The organism is Streptomyces sp. NPDC027672 (assembly GCF_055566335.1).
Genome location: NZ_JBVHSO010000015.1, coordinates 122,473 through 142,651, shown reverse-complemented (window position 1 = coordinate 142,651; position 20,179 = coordinate 122,473). Strand labels below are relative to the sequence as shown.

11 protein-coding genes and 1 pseudogene are annotated in these 20,179 nt (G+C 73.2%); 3 read left to right on the top strand and 9 right to left on the bottom strand.

Features of this window, described 5'->3' with window-relative positions:
• Positions 1-47: 47 nt before the first annotated feature.
• The 3 genes from ACZ4SV_RS30390 to ACZ4SV_RS30380 are packed head-to-tail and all read right to left on the bottom strand — an operon-like array spanning position 48 to position 3,693.
• The gene (locus ACZ4SV_RS30390; protein WP_365881553.1) at positions 48-995 is read right to left on the bottom strand and encodes a carbohydrate ABC transporter permease; all 948 of its coding nucleotides are present in this window, start codon (positions 993-995) and stop codon (positions 48-50) included.
• Positions 992-2,014 (bottom strand): ABC transporter permease, encoded by a 1,023-nt coding sequence (locus ACZ4SV_RS30385; protein WP_468008030.1) that lies wholly within the window; start codon positions 2,012-2,014, stop codon positions 992-994. Before ACZ4SV_RS30385 ends, ACZ4SV_RS30390 begins: the two co-directional genes overlap by 4 nt.
• Entirely contained in the window at positions 2,011-3,693 is a 1,683-nt protein-coding gene (locus ACZ4SV_RS30380) for a type 2 periplasmic-binding domain-containing protein (protein ID WP_468008028.1), read from the bottom strand. Before ACZ4SV_RS30380 ends, ACZ4SV_RS30385 begins: the two co-directional genes overlap by 4 nt.
• 337 nt (positions 3,694-4,030) lie before the next feature.
• On the opposite strand from ACZ4SV_RS30380, the gene ACZ4SV_RS30375 reads away from it, so the two are divergent.
• The gene (locus ACZ4SV_RS30375) at positions 4,031-6,865 is read left to right on the top strand and encodes a glycoside hydrolase family 3 C-terminal domain-containing protein (RefSeq protein ID WP_468008026.1); all 2,835 of its coding nucleotides are present in this window, start codon (positions 4,031-4,033) and stop codon (positions 6,863-6,865) included.
• Between the two features lie 79 nt (positions 6,866-6,944).
• Here ACZ4SV_RS30375 and ACZ4SV_RS30370 read toward each other — a convergent pair whose 3' ends face one another.
• The 3 genes from ACZ4SV_RS30370 to ACZ4SV_RS30360 all read right to left on the bottom strand — a co-directional run bounded on the left by ACZ4SV_RS30370 (position 6,945) and on the right by ACZ4SV_RS30360 (position 12,965).
• Positions 6,945-8,390 carry an aldehyde dehydrogenase family protein gene (locus ACZ4SV_RS30370; RefSeq protein ID WP_468008024.1) on the bottom strand — a complete coding sequence of 482 codons (1,446 nt, stop codon included), beginning with the start codon at positions 8,388-8,390 and terminating at the stop codon, positions 6,945-6,947.
• 308 nt (positions 8,391-8,698) lie between these two features.
• Positions 8,699-10,279 (bottom strand): PucR family transcriptional regulator, encoded by a 1,581-nt coding sequence (locus ACZ4SV_RS30365; RefSeq protein ID WP_468008022.1) that lies wholly within the window; start codon positions 10,277-10,279, stop codon positions 8,699-8,701.
• 223 nt (positions 10,280-10,502) lie between these two features.
• On the bottom strand, positions 10,503-12,965 hold the full coding sequence (locus ACZ4SV_RS30360) for a type IV secretory system conjugative DNA transfer family protein (RefSeq protein WP_468008020.1): 2,463 nt from the start codon (positions 12,963-12,965) through the stop codon (positions 10,503-10,505).
• A gap of 291 nt (positions 12,966-13,256) precedes the next feature.
• On the opposite strand from ACZ4SV_RS30360, the gene gabT reads away from it, so the two are divergent.
• The gene (gabT, locus tag ACZ4SV_RS30355; RefSeq protein ID WP_365878121.1) at positions 13,257-14,591 is read left to right on the top strand and encodes a 4-aminobutyrate--2-oxoglutarate transaminase; all 1,335 of its coding nucleotides are present in this window, start codon (positions 13,257-13,259) and stop codon (positions 14,589-14,591) included.
• Between the two features lie 416 nt (positions 14,592-15,007).
• Positions 15,008-15,526, top strand: a pseudogene (locus ACZ4SV_RS30350) (phosphatase PAP2 family protein); the annotation flags it as partial.
• A 76-nt stretch (positions 15,527-15,602) separates the two neighbouring features.
• Here the strand turns inward: ACZ4SV_RS30350 and ACZ4SV_RS30345 are convergent.
• From ACZ4SV_RS30345 to dnaA, 3 genes are all read right to left on the bottom strand, one after another.
• Positions 15,603-17,420 carry a chitinase gene (locus ACZ4SV_RS30345; RefSeq protein WP_468008018.1) on the bottom strand — a complete coding sequence of 606 codons (1,818 nt, stop codon included), beginning with the start codon at positions 17,418-17,420 and terminating at the stop codon, positions 15,603-15,605.
• An 83-nt stretch (positions 17,421-17,503) separates the two neighbouring features.
• Positions 17,504-17,962, bottom strand: coding sequence for a hypothetical protein (locus ACZ4SV_RS30340; RefSeq protein ID WP_397940482.1), 459 nt, complete (start codon positions 17,960-17,962; stop codon positions 17,504-17,506).
• 168 nt (positions 17,963-18,130) lie between these two features.
• The gene (gene dnaA / locus ACZ4SV_RS30335; RefSeq protein ID WP_468008016.1) at positions 18,131-20,143 is read right to left on the bottom strand and encodes a chromosomal replication initiator protein DnaA; all 2,013 of its coding nucleotides are present in this window, start codon (positions 20,141-20,143) and stop codon (positions 18,131-18,133) included.
• Positions 20,144-20,179: the final 36 nt, after the last annotated feature.

Here is a 20,179-nt window from a genome sequence, read left to right as displayed (position 1 = left end):
GAGAGGCGGGGGCGGAGGCGGGGCGCCCGCTCAGGGCGCGGCCCCGGTCATCCCTTGACCGCGCCCGTCAGCATTCCCTTGCGGAAGTGCTTCTGGACGAACGGCGACAGGACGGCCACCGGCAGCAGGGCCAGCACCATCACCGCCATCTGGATGGCCAGCGGCGACAACTGCCCGGTGTTGATCTGGGCCGACAGCCCCACCGGCCGCTCCTGCTTCTGCACGAGCTGGATCATCACGTTCTGCAGCGGCATCATCTTCTGGTCGGTCAGGTAGATCGACGCGTTGAACCAGGCGCTCCAGTACCCGACCGCGTAGAACAGCGTGATCACCGCCAGCACGGCCCGGGACAGCGGCAGCACGATCCGCCACAGGATCAGCCAGTCCCCCGCCCCGTCGATCCGCGCGCTGTCGGTGAGTTCGGGCGAGATGCCGGTGAAGAAACCGCGCAGCACGAGGATGTTGAACACGCTGACCGCGCTCGGCAGGATCAGCGCCAGATAGGTGTCGGTGAGCCCGAGCGCCTGCACCAGCAGGTACGTCGGGATCAGTCCGGCGCCGAAGAACATCGTCGCGAGCAGGGTCATCAGGATCCAGCGGTGGCCCAGCGAGTCCCGGCGGGACAGGCCGTACGCGCACAGCACCGACACCGTCATGCTGAACAGCGTGCCGACGAGGGTCACCCCGATGCTGACCAGCGCGGCCCGCTGCACCTGGCCGCCGCCCAGCAGCTCCTGGTAGGCGACGAAGGTGATGCCCCTGGGGATCACCACGAGCCCGCCCGTGTCGTCGATGACCTTCTTCGGGGACAGACTGGTGACGATCACGATCCACAGCGGGAACAGCACGGCCAGGCAGGCGACCGCGAGGACCAGCCCCTTCGCGGCGAGCCCGGCCCTGGCCGGCTCCTCCTCCCAGGACGGCCGGGGCGGTGCCGCCCACCGGCCGGGCCGGTCCCGGGTATCCGGCGCCGGCCGGTCGACCACGGCGCTCACTTCTCGTACACCCCCTGCTCGCCCATCAGATGGGCCACCTTGTTCGCCACGAGGACGAGGGACAGTCCGACGACGCCCTTGATCAGGCCGGCCGCCGCCGCGTAGCTGAAGTCCTGGTTGCGGATGCCGTTCCACCACACGTAGGTGTCGAGCACCTCGGAGGCGTCCGGGCCGACCGCCTGCCGCTGGAGCAGGAACTGCTCGAAGCCGACGGAGAGGGCGTCGCCGACGCGCAGCACGAGCAGCAGCGCGATCACCGGCCGCAGCGCGGGCAGCGTGATGTGCCACATGCGGCGCCAGCGTCCGGCGCCGTCCATCGCGGCGGCCTCGTACAGGTCGTCGGAGACCGCGGCGAGCGCCGCGAGGAAGACGATGATGCCCCAGCCCGCGTCCTTCCAGACCGTCTGGGCCGTCACCAGGTACTTGAAGACCGAGGGGTCGGTCATGATGTCGAAGCCCGCGTGCCCGTGTGCGCGCAGGGTCTGCGCGAGGACCCCGGCGCCGCCGAAGATCTGCTGGAAGACGGTGACGACCAGCACCCAGGAGAAGAAGTGCGGCAGGTACATGATCGCCTGGGCGACCGCGCGGACCCGGGGCCGGACCACGCTGTTGATCAGCAGCGCGAGCGCGATCGGGATCGGGAAGTACAGCACGAGCTGGAGGAAGAACAGGACGAACGTGTTCTGCACGGCGTGCCAGAACCCGCTGTCCGCGAAGACCCGCTGGAACTGGTCGAAGCCGACCCAGGGGCTCTGGAAGACGGCGACGAAGCCGTTGTCGCTGAGGTACGGGTCGTAGTCCTGGAAGGCGACGACGTTGCCGAGGATCGGGATGTAGTTGAAGACCAGGAGCAGCAGCACCACGGGCAGGGTCATCAGGATCAGGGTGCGGTCGCGCCGGAACCTGGTCCGCAGGCCCGGCCCGCCGGCGCGCTCCCGGCCGCGGGCGGCGCCGGAGGCCGGCGCGGTCCGTCTCCCGGCCCGCGCGCCGGTCCCGTCGCGGGGGACGGTGCTGGTCATTTCGCCGCGCCCGTGGAGTCGAGCAGACCGCGGTACCAGTCGCGCAGCTCGTCGCCGCCCCGCTTCTTCCACTCGGACACCGCCTGCTGCACGTCGGAGATCTTCTTCCGGCCGCGCACGACGTCGTCCTCGAGCTGCTCGAAGTCGTCGGCGAGGTTGGACCAGCGGTTCGGCTCGGTGACCGTCAGGCCGTAGAAGGACGACTTCCTGGTGAAGGCGCCCATGCGCTGCTGCCACTCGACCATGCCCCGGGTGACCTCCGGGAGGTCGGGGTGGGCGACGTACGCGGCCGGTTTGCCGGTGTAGTCGAAGGCGCCGAGGACCTCGTTGACACCCTTGGTGGTCTTCGTGGGCACGCCCTTGGCCACGGTGAAGTCGGTGCCCTCGACGCCGTACTCGGCGAGCAGGCGCTCCTTCGTGCCGTAGGGCGCGGCGCAGAAGTTGGCGACGGCCAGGAAGTCCTTGATCTTCTGCTCGGACGCCTTCTTGTTGACGAAGGTGAAGATGTTCGCCGGCTGGACGGCCCACAGCAGCGGGTCGCCGCCGTCGTGGGTGAAGACGTCCATCGCGGCCATCGCGAAGTCCGGGTTCTGGGTGCGCTGTTCGGAGGTCTTGCCGAACCAGTCGGACAGGTCCTGGTTGTAGACGAGCAGCTTGCCCGCGGTGAACCGGGTGCCGGCCGGGTTGGCGGTCTTGCCGGCCTTGTCGTCCGGGTGGACCACGCCGGCCGCGAACAGCTTGCGGGCCCACTCCAGGGCTTCGAGGTACGCGTCGGTCTCGATGCGGTTGACCAGCTTGCCGTCCACCAGGTTCCACCACAGCGCCTTGTCGCTGCCGTTGAGGACGCCGAAGGCGTTGAAGGCCGTCCACTTCATGTCGGCGCAGGCCCACACGCCGCCCTTGGCGTCGGTCGCCTCCTTCGCCCAGGCGAGGAACTCGTCGGTGGACTTCGGCGGCTGCCAGCCCCGGTCGGCGAAGACGTCCTTGCGGTAGAAGGGCGCGATGTTGGTGACGTAGGAGGCGGGCAGCGGGACCGCCCGGAGCTGTCCGCCGAACAGGGAGCGCTGCCAGGCGTCGGTGGGGACGGCGGCGAGGTTGGGGTAGTCCTTGACCTTGTCGCCGGACAGATAGGGGCCGAGGTCGGCGAACTTGGCGTTGATCGCGCTCGGGATCTTGCCGTTCAGGTTCCAGCCGGGGACGACCACGACGTCCGGGATGTCGCTGGAGGCGAGGATGGCGCCCAGCTTCTCGTCGTAGGTGTTGCCGTCCTGGTTCTGCCAGCTCGTGCGGACGCCGATGGCCTGGTTCATGGCCTGGTAGTACGGGTTGCCGTTGTCCGGCGGGGTGCCCCACAGCGGCGCCATGACCGTCAGCTCGCCGCCGCTGCCCAGCTTCTTCGGGACCGAGGTCTTCAGCCGGTCCGGGGCGACGGCCTTGGTGAAGCCGGCCGCGGAGCCGTTCTTCGCGGGGATGTCCGGGGCGACGACGCCCGATGCCACGTACGCGGGGAGGAGCTTGCGTGCCGCCTTGCCGGAGGTGGCGCCTTCCCTGCGGCCCTCCTGGCCGCCTCCGCAGGCGGTGAGCAGCGGCAGCCCGCCGGCCACCGCCGCGGCGGCGACCGCGGTGGAGGCGAGGAGACTTCTCCTGCTGAGGGCGGAGGAGGCTGCGTTCGGCGTCATTGCGTCAACCCTTCATGGCGCACCAGGACACCCGGCGGTGGCCGTCGGCTGCGGTGTCTTCAGTGGATCCGGCTGAGCGGAAAAGCGCGTCTGCGTGGCAAGCAGTCGAAGCGCTTCGATGTTGCTGCGAGGTTAAGTGAACACGTGGGGGCGCACAAGGGCCGTTCCGAAGTTTCCTCCGATGTCCCGGGCCTGCGCGTGCACTTCCGTCGGCGCGGCACGGCCCGGAGCTGTCCCATTCTTTAGCTACGGCACCTTGACACCTCGACCGCCGTCCCTTGAGCATCGAAGCGCTTCGAAAGCGTCCGACCGCTCCAGTGCGCAAGGGGAACCACTCGTGACCGATGACTCGCCGTCCACGCCGCCTTTCCGCGATCCGCGCCTGCCGTTCGCCCAGCGCGTCGACGATCTGCTGGCACGGCTGACCCTGGACGAGAGGATCTCCTTCCTGCACCAGTTCGCGCCCGCCGTCGAACGGCTCGGCGTCGCCGCCTGGCGCACCGGCCAGGAGGCGCTGCACGGAGTGGCCTGGATGGGCCCCGCGACGGTGTTCCCGCAGGCCGTCGGGCTCGGCGCGACCTGGAACCCGGAGCTGGTCCGGCGGGTCGGCGAGGCGGTCTCCCGGGAGGCGCGCGCGATGCACGCCCGCGACGAGCGCGTCGGCCTGAACATCTGGGCGCCCACGGTCAACCTGCTGCGCCACCCGCTGTGGGGCCGCAACGAGGAGGGCTACTCCGAGGACCCGAGGCTGACCTCCGCCATCGCCACGGCGTACACCCGGGGACTGCGCGGCGGCCATCCGCGCTACTGGCGCACCGCGCCCGTGCTCAAGCACTGGCTCGCGCACAACAACGAGACCGACCGCGCCACGTCGTCGGCCTCCGTGCGCCCGCGCGTGCTGCACGAGTACGACCTGCGCGCCTTCCGGGAGACGGTCGAGGCGGGCGCGGTGGCCGGCGTCATGCCGGCCTACAACCTCGTCAACGGCCGCCCCAACCACGTCTCCCCCCATCTGCGGGAGCAGTTGCGCACCTGGACCGAGGAGGACCTGCTGGTCTGCTCGGACGCGGGCGCACCGTCCAACCTCGTCGACGCCGAGCACTACTTCGACACCCACGAGGAGGCCACCGCGGCCGCCCTGCTGGCCGGCGTGGACAGCTTCACCGACCACGGCACGGACGGCTCGCAGATCACCGCGCGGGTCAGGGGCGCGCTGGACCGGGGGCTGCTTACGGAGGCCGACATCGACGCCGCCGTGCGCCGCCAGCTCTCCGTGCGCTTCCGGCTCGGCGAGTTCGACCCGCACCAGGACCCGCACGCCGGCACCGGCGCGTTCGACACCCCGGAACACCGGGCGCTCGCGCGGGAGGCCGCCGAGCAGGCGGTCGTGCTGCTGAAGAACGACGGCGGCCTGCTGCCGCTCGCCCCGGACACCCGGATCGCGGTGGTCGGCCCGCTCGCCGACGAGTGCAAACTCGACTGGTACAGCGGCAGCCTGATCCACCGCTCCACTCCGCTGGAGGGCCTGTACGAGCGGTTCGGCGCGGACCGCGTGCGGTTCGCCGAGGGCGTGGACCGGGTCCGGCTGCGCACGGCGGACGGCACGTTCCTGTCCGTGCCCCCGGCGGAGGTGGCCGACCCGGCACCCGGTGCCGAGGGCGCGCTCGACCCCGCCCTGCTGGCCGGCCGCACCGACCTGCCGCCGCTCACCGCCGACGCCACCGGCACCGACTTCGCGCTGGCCGACTGGGGCGACGGGGTGCTGACGCTGCGCGCCCCCGACGGCCGCTACCTCTCGGTCGCCGGGGACGGCTACCTGCGCGCCTCCGCCGACCAGCCCGGTGGCTGGGTCGTACAGGAGACCTTCCGCCTGGAACCGCACGGCAGCGGACACCTCCTGAAGCATCTGGGCACGGGTCGCCACGTCCGAGTCGCCGCCGACGGCGCGCAGGTTGCCGACACCGGCGACGTCTTCGAGGTGATCACCGTCGAGCGGGGCGAGGAGGCCGTGGCCCGCGCGGCGGCCGGGGCGGACGTGGTCCTGGTGGTGGCGGGCAACGACCCGCATATCAACGGCCGGGAGACCGAGGACCGCACGACCCTGCTGCTACCGCGGCAGCAGCGCCGGCTGCTCGACGCGGCCCGCGCCGCCAACCCGCGCACCGTGCTGGTGCTGGTGTCGGCGTACCCGTACGCGGTGGACACGGCGCCGCTGCCGGCCGTGCTGTGGACGGCGCACGGCGGCCAGGCGGCGGGCACGGCACTGGCCCGGGTGCTGGCCGGCGACGTCTCGCCGGCCGGCCGCCTGCCGCAGACCTGGTACGCCGCCGACGCCGACCTGCCCGGCCTGCTCGACTACGACGTGATCGGCAGCCGGCAGACCTACCTCTACTTCGAGGGCACCCCGCTCTTCCCCTTCGGCCACGGCCTGTCGTACACCACCTTCGGCTACGCCGGCCTCTCGGCCCGGGTGTCGGCCGGCTCCGTCCGGGTGAGCTGCGCGGTCACCAACACCGGGGACCGCACGGCGGACGAGGTGGTCCAGCTCTACGGCCGGGCGGCCGAGCCGTCGGTGCCGCGCCCGCGCCGCGAACTGCTGGCCCACCGCAGGCTCACCCTCGCGCCCGGCGAGACGGTCGCCGTCTCCTTCGAAGTCCCGCTGTCCGCACTGGAGTTCTGGGACGTGCGGCAGGGCGGGTGGCGCCGGGAGCAGGGCCCGTACGACCTCCTGCTCGGCGCCTCCAGCGAGGACATCCGCCTGCGGACCACCCTGGACCTCGACGGTGTGCCGCCGGCCACCCGCCCGGCGGCGGAACTCGGCCTGGCCGCCGCCGACTTCGACGAGCAGTCCGGCACCGCGATCGTGGACCGGACGAAGACGGCGGGCGACGCGGTGACGCCGGCCGGCGCCGGACCAGCCGAACTGGTCTACCGGGCCTGCGACTTCGGCGCGGGCGTGCGCGAGGTGACGGCACAGGTGGCGGGCGGGGGCACGCTGGAGATCGCCCTGGACGGCGGCCCCGTCCGCGCGGTGCTCACCCCGGACACCCCCACGGCCGGCCCGTACGCCTACACCACCCTCACCGCACCCCTCACCACCGAGGGCGTCCACGACGTCCACCTCAGACTGCGCGGACCGCTCCGGCTGGCACACCTGGGGTTCTCGGGGTGAGGGCGCGCTGAAAACGCGGACGGCCGCAGCCCCCGCACAGTGGGCTGCGGCCGTCCGTTCCCGACCTGTCCGTGGCAGGTCAGAGCGCGAGACCGGTGAGGACCAGTACGCGCTCGTAGGTGTAGTCCTCCATCGCGAACCGCACGCCTTCGCGGCCGACGCCGGACTGCTTGGCGCCGCCGTACGGCATCTGGTCGGCGCGGTAGGAGGGGACGTCGCCGATCACCACACCGCCGACCTCCAGGGCGCGGTGGGCACGGAAGGCGACCTGGAGGTCGTGGGTGAACACGCCCGCCTGGAGGCCGTACTTGGAGTCGTTGACCGCGGCGAACGCCTCCTCCTCGCCGTCCACCTTGCGCACGGTGAGGACGGGTCCGAAGACCTCCTCGCAGGCGATCGTGGTGTCCGCCGGCACGTCGGCGAGGACGGTCGGCGCGTACGAGGCGCCCTCGCGCTTGCCGCCGGTGAGCAGGGCGGCGCCGGCGGCGACCGCCTCGTCCACCCAGGACTCCACGCGCCGGGCGGCGTCCTCGCTGACCAGCGGGCCGACATCGGTCTTCGGGTCGGACGGGTCACCGGTGACCTGGGCCTCGACGGCGGCGACGATACGCGGCAGCAGCCGGTCGTACACGGACGCGTCGGCGATCACCCGCTGCACGGAGATGCAGGACTGGCCGCCCTGGTAGTTGGAGAAGGTCGCGATGCGGGTCGCGGCCCAGTCCAGGTCGGCGTCGGAGGCGTAGTCGCCGAGGACGACCGCGGCGCCGTTGCCGCCCAGCTCCAGCGTGCAGTGCTTGCGCGGCACCGAGTCCATGATCGCGTAGCCGACCTTCTCGGAACCGGTGAAGGAGATGACCGGCAGGCGCTCGTCCTGGACCAGGGCGGCCATGCGGTCGTTGGCGACCGGGAGGATCGACCAGGAGCCGGCCGGCAGCTCGGTCTCGGCGAGCAGGTCACCGAGGATCAGGCCGGACAGGGGCGTGGCGGGGGCCGGCTTCAGGATGATGGGCGCACCGGCCGCGATCGCCGGGGCGACCTTGTGGGCGCACAGGTTGAGCGGGAAGTTGAACGGCGCGATACCGAGCACGACACCCTTGGGGAAGCGGCGGGTCAGCGCGAGCCGGCCCTGACCGCCGGCGTCCGTGTCGAGCCGCTGGGCCTCGCCGCCGTTGAACCGGCGGGCCTCCTCGGCGGCGAACCGGAACACGGAGACCGCGCGGCCGACCTCGCCCCGGGCCCACTTGACGGGCTTGCCGTTCTCGGCGGAGATCAGCTCGGCGATCTCCTCGGTGCGCTCGGCGAGCCGCTTGCTGACGTGGTCCAGGGCGGCGGCGCGCACGTGCGCCGGGGTGGCGGCGAACTCGTCCCGCACGGCGTACGCGGCGGCCACGGCCTCCTCGACCTGGGCGTCCGTCGGCACGCTGACCTTGCCGACCAGCCGGCCGTCCCACGGAGAGGTGACGTCGAAGGTGTCCTCGCCGGTGACCTGGCGGCCGGCGAGCCAGAAGGCATGGGTGGAAGTCATGTACGAGTCCCGGCCCTTCCGCGTTGGGGGTGTGCTTGGCTTGCGTGCTCCACGGTAGGGCGGGGGCGGCCGGGTGGCGTTTGTCCGAGTCGTAGCAGTCGGGGGGTGGGGTACGCCGGTTTGGCGGGATGGGGTGGGGTCGGGGGGCGGTGAGGGGCCGGGACCTTGGACGGGGGGCCGGGTTCGGGGGTCGTGAGGGGCCGGGGGCGTGGGGAGCCGGGGTCGTGGGGAGCCGGGGTCGTGGGGAGCCGGGGTCGTGGGGAGCCGGGGCGGTCACTCGGTGGACGTGGCCTTCGGATGTGGGGCGGTCACTCGGTGGAGGTGGCCTTCAGGGCCAGCCAGAGTTCCATCCGCACGTCCGGATCGTCCAGGCTGCGGCCGAGGATCTCCTCGACCCGGCGCATCCGGTAGCGCAGGGTGTGCCGGTGCACGCCCAGGTCGGCCGCGGCGGCGTCCCACTGCCCGTGCCGCGACAGCCACGCCCGCAGTGAGGCGACCAGATCGCCGCGCCCCGTCGCGTCGTGCTCGCGCAGCGCCCGCAGCAGCCCGTCGGCGAACGCCTTCACCGCGTCGTCGGCCAGCAGCGGCAGCACGGAACCGGCGGCCAGCCGCTCGTGCTCCACGAACACCCGGCCGCGCCGCCGCGCCACCGACAGCGCCTGCTCGGCCTGCCGGTACGCCGTCGCGGCCGCGATCGGTCCGGCGGGCGCGGACAGCCCGACGACCAGTTCCTCCTCGTCCGCCGCCCGGCCCGGCTCGGGGTGCGCCCGCTCCCCTTCGAGCGCCGTGGCGTACGCGGCGCACGCGGCCACCGCCGCGCCCTCGTCGGCGGCCAGCACCACCAGCCGCTCCCCCTCGGGCACGACCAGCACGGCTTCCCCGGCGCGGGCCGCTGCGGACTCCACCGTCTCCGCCAGCTCGCCCAGGACCTCGCCCGCGGTGCCGGACGGGGACTCGGCGACGATCACCCGGAACGGGGCGTCCAGCAGCCCGCCGTACAGGTCGCCGGCGACGGCCCGGGCGTGGTCCGGTTCCCCGGCGAGGAGCATGCGCAGCACCGCCGTACCGATGCGCTGCTCGGCGGCGTGCAGGGAGCGGGAGCGTTCGGTGGTGAGGGTGAGCAGGGCGATGGCGGAGTGCACGGCGTAGCGTTCGGCGGTGCCGAGCGCGGCGGCGGTGCCCACGGCGAGGGCGGCCCGGGGGCGGCGGCCGGTGCCGAGGGAGTGCAGCTCCACGCGGTCCTCGTGGTCCGGTCCGCCGACCACGGAGGAGGCGGGGGCCGGGCGTTCCCGCAGCCGTTCCACCTCGGCGGTGAGCCGGGCGGCGCGGCGGCCGGCCCACTCCGGGGCGGCGGCGACGACGGCGCCCGAGGCGTCGTAGAGCGCCGCCCAGCCGTCTACCTGGGCGGCGAGCACGCCGAGCACTCCCTCCGGGCCGGTGCCCAGGGCCTGCCGGGTCAGCTCGCGCTGGGCGGCGAAACCGGCCGTGACGGCGCGGTACTGGTCGGCGGCGATGGCCGCGGAGACGGCCTTGCTGATGGCGAGGAACGGGGTGCGGCGGGGTACCTCCAGCAGCGGCAGCCCTTCCTCCGCGCAGGCGTCGACGAGTGGTGCGGGGGTCTCCTCGTAGTTCACGCCGACGGCGAACCCGAGGCCGACGACACCGGCGCCGACCAGCCGCCGCACGTACCGCCGCATGGCCTCGGGGTCCTCCGCGTCCAGCTTGAGGGCGGTGATCAGCAGCAGCTCGCCGCCCTCCATGTACGGCACGGGGTCGGCCAGCTCGCTGACGTGCGCCCAGCGGACGGGCACGTCGAGACGGTCCTCGCCGGCGCGCACGGTCAGCTTGAGCGCGGAGTGGTGGACGAGCGAGGCGAGAGTCGGGGGCATGGGGCCTTCACGGTGAGGGGGTCCGGTGACCACGGCGGGCTTTCACCGGTGATCTTTTGGCCGCCGTGTATGAACGGCCCACCCCGATTCTGCCTCACCGTACGACCCCACGCTGGCCTGCCCACACCTGCGCGGCCCGCTCCCCCACGGAGCCGCCCGCAGAGCGCTCACGCGCGGAACGGCCCACAGAGCGCGCCCGCGCGCAGGCGGGCCAGTGCGACGCTCACGCGCGCAGGTCGACCAGCAGCGGCGGCGCGTGCTCGCCCTGGACGGTGGTCAACGACAACACCGCGTGCCCCGGCGGCACCCCATGAGCCAACTCGGACGCGGACCACCGCTCCCGCTCGACCTGCCGAACGGTGACGGCTTCGGTCGTGACCGCCTTGCCGGTCACCAGCTTGCGCAAGGCGTGGATCGCGCGCGTCATGGGCTGATCCGCGAAGACAGTGTGCCGGGCCACATCGCGCGCCTCCACCCACTGGGTGCCCCAGGCTTCCGCGAACCGGCTGCCGTCCCAGGTGGTGACTCCGGCGAAGGCCATACGGCAGCCCACGGCCGCGTACAGCGGTCCGTGCAGCGCCTCAGGGACGTCCCCGACGGTACGCAGGGAGAGCACCACGCCCGCGTTGCGGGAGCGCAGGCGCTGGATGCGGCGGACCGACTCGGCCGTCACGGCACCGGTGGCATCGTCCAGGACCAGGCATACGAAGTGGGTCCGTTCGCCCGCCGTCGCCACGACGCCGAACTGGGCGAGCAGCAGCCGGGTGACGAGCCGGGACGCCTCGTCGTACCCGCGGTCGGGCAGGTCGATCCGTACCCGCAGCGGGTGGTGGGCGACGGCGCGCAGCGAGAACGGCCGGATGTCCCTCTGCCGGGCACCGAAGAACCCGGCGAACGCCGGCCGGTCCAGCACGGCCAGGCGGTCGGCGAGAACCGGGCCGGGATCGCCGGCGCTGCCCGACTGCCGGGCGCGCGCGTCCAGCTCGCGGCGCATCACGGCGTGCTTGTCGCCCGCCAGCGCCGCCCGGAGCGCGGCCAGGACCGGCGGATCGCCTTCCAGCAGTTCCCGGAGCTGGGGCAGCGTGGGGAAACGTCCGTACGCCGCCCGGTAGGGGCCGAGGAGCTGGGCGAGGGCGGTGACGGCCCGTTGCCCGCTGACCGCGTCCAGGTCGCCGGCCAGCCCCTCCGCCAGGAAGGCGGCTGCCTCGTCCGGGTCGGTGGAGTCCGCGTACGGGTCGAGGTCGTACACGGATGCGGGGTCCCCGAGGCGTACGACGACGTCGAAGGCGGAGTCGGGGCCGAGCGGGGTGCCTGCCGCGCAGACGGCGACGACCGCGCACTGCCCGGCGAGGGCCTGCAGCCCGAGTGATTCCACGACGGGCCTGATCAGGCGCTGCGTCTTGCCGGAGCCGGAGGGCCCGACGGCCAGCAGCGAGGTGCCGAGGGTGTCGGGCCCGAGGGCCGCGCCGGCACCGCCGTAGGCGTGCGGGGTACGGTCCCCGGCCGCCCACTGTCCGATGCGCACCTGCCCGACCAGCAGATCGTGGCGGGCGGACCGGCCCGAGAGGTCGCGGTCGCCGGAGGGGTGGGTCCAGGCAGCGGCGCCGTCGCGGAGCACCGTCTCGGTGAACGAGGACAGTCGGGCACGGGCCCGGGCCGCGTTCAGCATGTGGCGGACCCTCGCGCAGTCCACGTCGTTCATCCGGCCGACGCGCAGTTCGGTGGTGAGCACGTCCGCGGCCTGGTGCTGGCCGGCTTCCCGCAGTTCGGGCCAGTGCGACGGCCGCCGGTCCACGGCCGGCTCCGCGGACTGGCCGGCCTTCGCCCGCCCGCGCGCGGCGATCGCCTCCCGCCCGAGGGACAGCCAGCCGCCGATCCGGGCGAAGGGCCACAGCACCAGCAGGGTGATGAGCGCGTACAGGGTGTCCATCAGCAGCACCGACCCGAAGATCTGGTAGTCGCCGGTGAGCAGGACGATGAGGGAGAGCAGTGGATCCTGCACCGGCAGCGGGTCCCAGCCGACACCGAAGGCGTCGGGGAAGACGAAGGCCAGCGCGACGAGTGCGCCGAAGGCCGCGAGGAGGGCGCGCGCGGGCTGGGGGCGGCGGGTGACGACGTGCCGGACGATGACGGGCCAGCTGCCCAGGCGTGCCATCGCGAAGACGATGAGGCCGAAGACCACGCCGTCGGCGACGGTGAGGACCTCCGCCCCCTGGTAGCCCTTCGGTGACGTGGTCCCGGACCACCACCAGTCGTCGGGGGTCAGGAGCCTGATGACGGCCCACTGGTAGGGGATGCTGCCGTGCCGCCACAGGGACCACAGAAGGAGCCCCGCCGCCAGCGGGACGAAGAAGCCGACGACGGTGACGGGGGCGAGGCGCTGCTCTTGACGGGCGGCCTTGGGCAGCCGGTAGCCGTAGCGCCAGATCCCGGGCTCGACCGCCGGGCGCGGCTCGTCGAGCCAGTCGGCGACGGGCGAGGACGGGTGCGGAGCGGGCGCGGCGTACGACGGCCCGCCGCCCGCCGCCGGCACGCTCGGTGCGCGCGTCGGCCGCGGCGGCACGACGGCGTCACCGTACGACGGCGGCCCGCCGTGCGGGGCCGCGGGCGTGTCCGTCGGTGGCGCAGGGCGTGGTGCTGGGGGCGTGGGCGTGTCGCGTGTGTTGCGTGTGCCGTCGGTGTCCATCGACCCTGCCCCCTGACCAGCCGTTCCATCCGCCATTCGGTGCGCCATCAGCGAGCCAATCTAACGCCCCGGGAACGGGAGTTCACCGCTTACGCGGCCGGTGCGGGCCGCTGCCGTCCGGGCGGGCTATGTCCATCGCGGACAACGAGCGGCGCCGACAACGCCCACATGGAGCATGCCCGCGCCCGGGAACCGGTCTTAGCCTGCGGGAAAAGAAGGTATGCGTCCGTAAACGCACCGCCCGGAACCGCCCGGGACCGCCCGGTACGCAAGATCATCAGGGAGCCCCCCATGACCGCACTTCCGCAGGAGCGCCGCGTCGTCACCGCCATCCCCGGCCCGAAGTCGCAGGAGCTTCAGGCCCGCCGTACCGCCGCGGTCGCGCAGGGCGTGGGTTCCACGCTGCCGGTCTTCGTCACCCGCGCCGGCGGCGGCGTCATCGAGGACGTCGACGGCAACAGCCTCATCGACTTCGGTTCCGGTATCGCCGTGACCTCCGTCGGCGCCTCCGCCGAGGCCGTGGTGCGCCGCGCGAGCGCCCAGCTCGCCGACTTCACCCACACCTGTTTCATGGTCACCCCGTACGAGGGCTACGTCGCCGTCGCCGAGGCGCTGGCCGAGCTGACCCCGGGTGACCACGCGAAGAAGTCCGCGCTGTTCAACTCCGGCGCCGAGGCCGTCGAGAACGCCGTGAAGATCGCGCGTGCCTACACCAAGCGCCAGGCCGTCGTCGTGTTCGACCACGGCTACCACGGCCGGACCAACCTGACCATGGCGCTGACCGCGAAGAACATGCCGTACAAGCACGGCTTCGGACCGTTCGCGCCCGAGGTGTACCGGGTGCCGGTGGCGTACGGCTACCGCTGGCCCACCGGTGCGGAGAACGCCGGTCCGGAGGCCGCCAAGCAGGCCATCGACCAGATCACCAAGCAGGTCGGCCCGGACAACGTCGCCGCGATCATCATCGAGCCGGTGCTCGGCGAGGGCGGCTTCATCGAGCCCGCGAAGGGCTTCCTGCCGGCCATCCGGCAGTTCGCCGCGGACAACGGGATCGTGTTCGTCGCCGACGAGATCCAGTCCGGCTTCTGCCGGACCGGGCAGTGGTTCGCCTGTGAGGACGAGGGCATCGTCCCGGACCTGATCACCACCGCCAAGGGCATCGCGGGCGGCCTGCCGCTCGCCGCCGTCACCGGCCGCGCCGAGATCATGGACGCCGCGCACGCCGGCGGACTCGGCGGCACCTACGGCGGCAACCCGGTCGCCTGCGCCGGTGCGCTCGGTGCCATCGAGACGATGAAGGAGCTGGACCTCAACGGCAAGGCCAAGCGCATCGAGGAGGTCATGAAGGGCCGCCTCACCGCCATGGCCGAGAAGTTCGACATCATCGGTGACGTCCGCGGCCGCGGCGCGATGATCGCCATCGAGCTGGTGAAGGACCGTACGACCAAGGAGCCGAACCCGGAGGCGGCCGCCTCGCTGGCCAAGGCCTGCCACGCCGAGGGCCTGCTGGTCCTGACCTGTGGCACCTACGGCAACGTGCTGCGCTTCCTGCCGCCGCTGGTCATCGGCGAGGACCTGCTGAACGAGGGCCTCGACATCATCGAGCAGGCGTTCACGCGCATCTGAGCGAGGAGGACGCGCCTGCGGCAGGCCGTGTGAAGAAGGTGTGCGAGGTGGATGACGGGAGCGGGTTCCGTCTGCCCAAGCGCGCCGGCCTGCCGTAGGTTCTGTCCCGATGAGAGATACACCCCGCCCACAGGGGACTGTGGGCGACTCCGGGCCGGGGCATCCCCAGCTTCGACCCGGTCGTGCCCTCGCGCACGCGACCGGCGCCTGACGGCTCCGGGTCTCCTCACCGATCGGACGGTCGCCGCCCCAAACCCCCCGGGGCGCGCGACACTCCGGTCCGGACGGCCGCCTCGGAACACCCCCCCTGTTCCGGGGCGGCCGACCTCCTTCTTACGCCCCGCGCACCGGCCCGGGCACCGCCTCGCGCACCAGCCCGCGCACCGGCGCGCGCCCCGGCCTGCGAAGCTGGGCCCATGCTGTTCCTGGTCCTCCCGGCGCTGCTCTTCGCCCTCATCACCTGGCAGGTCCTCGCGGACGGGCCGCTGCTCCGGCTGGACGCGGACGTCAGCCGGGCCCTGGTGCACCCGGACCGGTTCTCCGAGCTGCTCGCCGACCTCGGGAACATCGAGGTCGCCGTCCCGGTGCTCGTCCTGGCCATCGGTTTGGCCCTGTGGCGCGGGCGGGCCGGCGGCGGCCCCCGCTGGTGGCTGCCGCCGCTGGCCGCCGCCGTGCCGACGGCGCTGCTGCCGGCGCTCGTCGTACCGCTGAAGGACTGGACCGCCCGGCCGGGGACACCGGTGGTGCCCCCGGCGGACGGTTACTTCCCTTCCGGTCACACGGCGACGGCGCTGGTCGCCTACGGCTCCGCGACCCTGCTCGTGCTGCCCTGGCTCCGCTCCCCCGCCGCCCGCCGCGCGCTGGCGGCGGGCTGCGCGGTGCTGGTGCTCGCGGTGTCCTACGGCCTGGTCCGCCGGGGCTGGCACTGGCCGCTGGACGTGGTGGCCTCCTGGTGCCTGGGCGCGGTGCTGCTGGCCGCGCTCGCGCGGGTGCTCGGCCGGTGTGCGCCGCTCAGCCGAAGTACGCGTCGAAGTTCTTCTGGAACTCCCAGTTCGCGTACCGGTCCCAGTTCACCGACCAGGTCATCAGGCCGCGCAGGGCGGGCCAGCTCCCGTGGGTCTGGTACGAGCCGCAGTTCGTCTTCTTCGTCAGGCAGTCCAGGGCCTTGGTGACCTCGGACGGGGAGACGTGGCCGTTGCCGGCGTTCGTCGACGCGGGCATGCCGATGGCGACCTGGTCCGGGCGCAGCGGCGGGAAGACGTTGTTCGGGTCGCCGGCCACCGGGAAGCCGGTGAGGAGCATGTCGGTCATGGCGATGTGGAAGTCCGCGCCGCCCATGGAGTGGTACTGGTTGTCCAGCCCCATGATCGGGCCCGAGTTGTAGTCCTGGACGTGCAGCAGCGTGAGGTCGTCGCGCAGGGCGTAGATCACCGGCAGGTAGGCGCCGCAGCGCGGGTCCTGGCCGCCCCACTTGCCGGTGCCGTAGTACTGGTAGCCGTTCTGCACGAAGAAGGTCTCCGGGGCCATCGTCAGCACGAAGCCGGCGCCGTACTTGGCCTTCAGGGTCTTCAGGGCCGAGATCAGGTTGACGATCACGGGTGTGGTGGGGTTCTTGAAGTCCGTGTCGTTGGTGTTCAGCGACAGCGAGTGGCCCTCGAAGTCGATGTCGAGGCCGTCCAGGCCGTACTGGTCGATGATCTTCGAGACCGAGGAGACGAAGGTGTCGCGGGCCGCGGCGGTGGTCAGCTGGACCTGGCCGTTCTGGCCGCCGATCGAGATGAGCACCTTCTTCCCGGCCGCCTGCTTGGCCTTGACGGCCGCCTTGAACTCGGCGTCGCTCTCCACGGTCGGGCACTCGGTGACCGGGCAGCGGTTGAAGCGGATGTCCCCGGAGGTGACCGAGGTGGGCTCGCCGAAGGCCAGGTCGATGACGTCCCAGCTGTCGGGTACGTCGGCGAGGCGGGTGTAGCCGGCGCCGTTGGCGAAGCTGGCGTGCAGGTAGCCGACGAGGGCGTGGGCGGGCAGGCTGCCCGAGCCCCCTCCGCCGCCGCCGGTGCCGGTGCTGGTCGTGGCGGTGACGACGGCGGACTTCGCGGACTCGCCGGCGTCGTTGACCGCGCTGACCTGGAAGCTGTAGGCGGTGGAGGCGGTGAGTCCGGAGACGGTCGCGGAGGTGCCGGTCACGGTCTGGACCTTGGCGCCGTCGCGGTAGACGGCGTAGCTGGTGGCGCCGGTCACCGCCGACCAGGACAGGCCGACGGAGGAGGAGCTCACGGAGGTGGTCTTCAGGCCGGCCGGGGCGGCGGGCGGCTGGGTGGTGCCGCCACCGCCGGGGCCGGTCAGGGTGATGTCGTCGGCCTGGTAGGCGCCGGTGCCGTACCAGCCGTGGGTGTAGATGGTGACCTTGGTGGTGGCGGCCCCGGTGCGGAAGGTGGTGCTGAGTTTCTGCCAGTCGGGGGCGGACTGGGTCCAGGCGGAGACGTCGGTGGTGCCGGTGCCGCTCGCGCCGAGGTAGGCGTAGGAGCCGCGGACGTAGCCGGACAGGGTGTACTGCGCGTTCGGCTGCACGCTCACCGTCTGGGCGCACTGGGCGTTGTCGCCGCCCGCCGGGGTGGCCTGGAGGGCGGAGGTGCCGCTGTGCACCGGGGAGTTGACGATCGTGCCGGCCGAGCAGGTCCAGCCGGTCAGGCCGGACTCGAAGCCGCCGTTGACGGCGACGTCCGCGTCGGCCGCACGGGCGGCCGACGAGAGCGCGGTGATGCCGGGCACGGCCAGGGCTGCGGCCGTGAGCACGGCGAGGACGGGTCGGGGACGTCTGGCGCGGTCCACGAGGACCTCCGTGGTCGGGGAGTGGAGGAGCGGAGCGCACACAACTTGGTCCAGACCAATCCTCTTGTCAAGGTCTCCGGGCGCTACCCGTCCGTCTTGCGCCGCCCGGCCGGGCCCGCCGCCGCCTCGTGCATCGCCAGTTCCAGCAGTGCCGGGTCGGTCAGCGTGCCGGAGCCGTCCGGCTCCACCAGCCAGCGCACGCCCCGGGCCGCCCGGCCCGGATACGGCACCACGATCCAGGTGCCGGTCCCGGCGGTGCGGATGCCGGTGCCGAGCCAGCGGGCGGCGGTGCCCGGCGGCACGAAGAAGCCGACCCGGCCGTCGCCGGGGTCGGCGAGCACCGGGCCGAGCCGGTCCAGGACGCGGGTGAGCACGTCCAGGGTCGGATAGCCGAGGTCACCCGGGACGATCAGGACGTCCCAGGCCTTGCCGGCGGGCAGCAGGGCGACCCCGCGGGGGTCGCGCTCCCACTCCCGGCGGCAGGCCAGGGGGTCCGGTGCGACGGATGCCAGCCAGGTGACGGCCGTCTTCGCCCCAGTCATCGTCAGAAGCCTCCCTCTCTCGATTGCCGTACGCCTTCGCGATCGCCGACGACTTCTCGGTCGCCGTACGACCTCCCGATCGCCGTACGACGCGATGGCGCCGGGAGATGAGAGGAGGGCGGGCGGGGAGCATTACGCGGGACGGGGCGCCGCGCGGAGTGAGGCGGGTCACACCCAGCGGCCGATGTGCGGCCCGTCGACCTCCTTGATCCGCGCGGTCAGTTCGGTCATCTGGTTGTAGATGGACCGCCGTTCGGCCATCAGCGCGCGCAGTTTGCGCTCCGCGTGGTCGACGGAGGACTGGTCCCGGCCGCCGAAGAGCTGGCCGATCCGCGGCGGTGACAGGTCGGTGAGTTCCCGGCACAGGTACATGGCCATCTGGCGGGCGGTCACCAGGGCGCGGCTCCGCTCCCGGCCGCACAGCGCCTCGGCCGTCACGCCGAAGTAGACGCCGGTCATCTCGATGATCCGCCGGGCCGCGTCCTCCTCGCGGGACGGTCCGCGGTCCGGGACCAGGTCGCGCAGCACGATGGCGGCCAGGGTGACGTCCATCGGCTGCCGGTTCAGCGCGGCGAAGGCCCGCACCCGCACGAGCGCGCCCTCCAGCTCGCGGACGTTGCGCCGGACCTGCGAGGCGATGTAGTCCAGCGTCTCGGCCGGCGCGTCGATGCCCTCCTGGCGTGCCGTGCGGTGCAGCAGGGCGACCCGCACCGCGTGTTCGGGCGGCCCGACATGGGTGATCAGACCGGACTCCAGCCGGCCGCGCAGCCGGTCGCCGAGGTCGGTGAGCTGTTTGGGCGGGCGGTCCGAGGAGACCACGATCTGCCGGCCGGCGCCGTACAGCTCGTCGAAGAGGTACCGGAACTCCTCGTGCAGCCCGCCCCGGTCGGGCAGGAACTGGATGTCGTCCACCAGGAGCAGGTCCAGGTCCAGGCAGCGGCGGCGGAACGCGTCCAGACCGGCGCCGCGGCCCGCGCCGAGGTACTCGTCGGCGAGCTGCTCGGCCGTCACCCGGCGCACCCGGGTGCCCGGCCGGTTGCCGCGGGCCTGGTGGCCGATGGCGCAGAGCAGATGGGTCTTGCCGATGGCCGAAGTGCCGTAGACGAAGAGCGGGTTGTACAGGGTGGCCGGTGCCTCGGCCACGGCCCGGGCCGCGCCGTGGGCGAAGCGGTTGCTGTCGCCGACGACGAAGGTGTCGAAGACGAGCCGCGGGTCGAGACCGTGCCGGGCCGGGTCGTCGCCCGCCGCCGGCACCGCCCGGCGCGCCCCGCCGCCCCCGTCCGGACCGTACCCGCCGGGCCCGCCACCGTCCGGACCGTACCCGCCAGACCCGCCGCCCTCCGGACCGCCGGTGCCGGGTCCGCCGTGTGCCGGGCCGCCGGTGGCGGGTCCGCCGTGTGCCGGACCGCCGGTGCCGGGTCCGCCGTGTGCCGAGCCGCCCGTGCCGGGTCCGCCGGTTTCCGCGCCGGCGCCCTGCGGGCCGGTGCCCGGCGGTCCGTGCGGGGCCGGGGGGCTCTCCCGGTCCGCCTGCTCCTCGGCCGCGACGAGCTGGCGCTCCAGCTCCTCGCACCGCCGCTCCGCGCGCACCCGTCGGGCGTGGGCGTCCTGCAACTCCTCGCCGAGCGCCTCCACCTGCTCCATCAGGTCCTGCCGCTCCCGCAGCAGCGCGGTCACCTGGTCCTGGTACAGCCGCAGGGCCTTGTCCTTCTCGGCGTCCGCGCGGTCCTGCCGGCCGTGCAGCCCGCGGATGCGCACCTCCAGGTCGGCGGCCCGGTGCTGCGCGTCGGCCAGCGCGCCCTCCAGCGCCCGGACGAGGGCGGCGGAGCGCAGCGACTGACGGTCGGCGTCGGCGAGTTCGTCCTCCAGCGCCTGCACCCGGTGCTGCGGGGAGCCGCTGCTCGCCAGCGCCGTGCGGTGCAGCCGGCGCAGCAGCTCGACGGCTTCCGCGGTGGGGGCGCGGCCCTGCTCCTCGGCGACGTCGTGGATCAGGTCGTGGACGAACTCCCAGGGCGGCACGCGGGTGCCGTTGAGGAACCGGGAGAGGGAGCCGGGGTCCCGGTGCCGGCGGGCGGCGTACCGGCGCACGCTGACGCCGAGGCCCGCGAACAGGCGCCGTAACGCCTCCGCCAACACCCGGGACTCCTCCGGGAGATCGCCGCCCAGCGGCACCAGAACACTCATCCCCGCCCTCTCGCGCCACGGCGCCCGGGTGTTGCG

Bases quoted from the DNA above. Each gene is read 5' to 3' on its own strand.
- ACZ4SV_RS30385 (WP_468008030.1), bottom strand. From the start codon at position 2,014: ATGACCAGCACCGTCCCCCGCGACGGGACCGGCGCGCGGGCCGGGAGA.
- ACZ4SV_RS30380 (WP_468008028.1), bottom strand. From the start codon at position 3,693: ATGACGCCGAACGCAGCCTCCTCCGCCCTCAGCAGGAGAAGTCTCCTC.
- ACZ4SV_RS30370 (WP_468008024.1), bottom strand. From the start codon at position 8,390: ATGACTTCCACCCATGCCTTCTGGCTCGCCGGCCGCCAGGTCACCGGC.
- ACZ4SV_RS30365 (WP_468008022.1), bottom strand. From the start codon at position 10,279: ATGCCCCCGACTCTCGCCTCGCTCGTCCACCACTCCGCGCTCAAGCTG.
- ACZ4SV_RS30360 (WP_468008020.1), bottom strand. From the start codon at position 12,965: ATGGACACCGACGGCACACGCAACACACGCGACACGCCCACGCCCCCA.
- gabT (WP_365878121.1), top strand. From the start codon at position 13,257: ATGACCGCACTTCCGCAGGAGCGCCGCGTCGTCACCGCCATCCCCGGC.
- ACZ4SV_RS30340 (WP_397940482.1), bottom strand. From the start codon at position 17,962: ATGACTGGGGCGAAGACGGCCGTCACCTGGCTGGCATCCGTCGCACCG.
- dnaA (WP_468008016.1), bottom strand. From the start codon at position 20,143: ATGAGTGTTCTGGTGCCGCTGGGCGGCGATCTCCCGGAGGAGTCCCGG.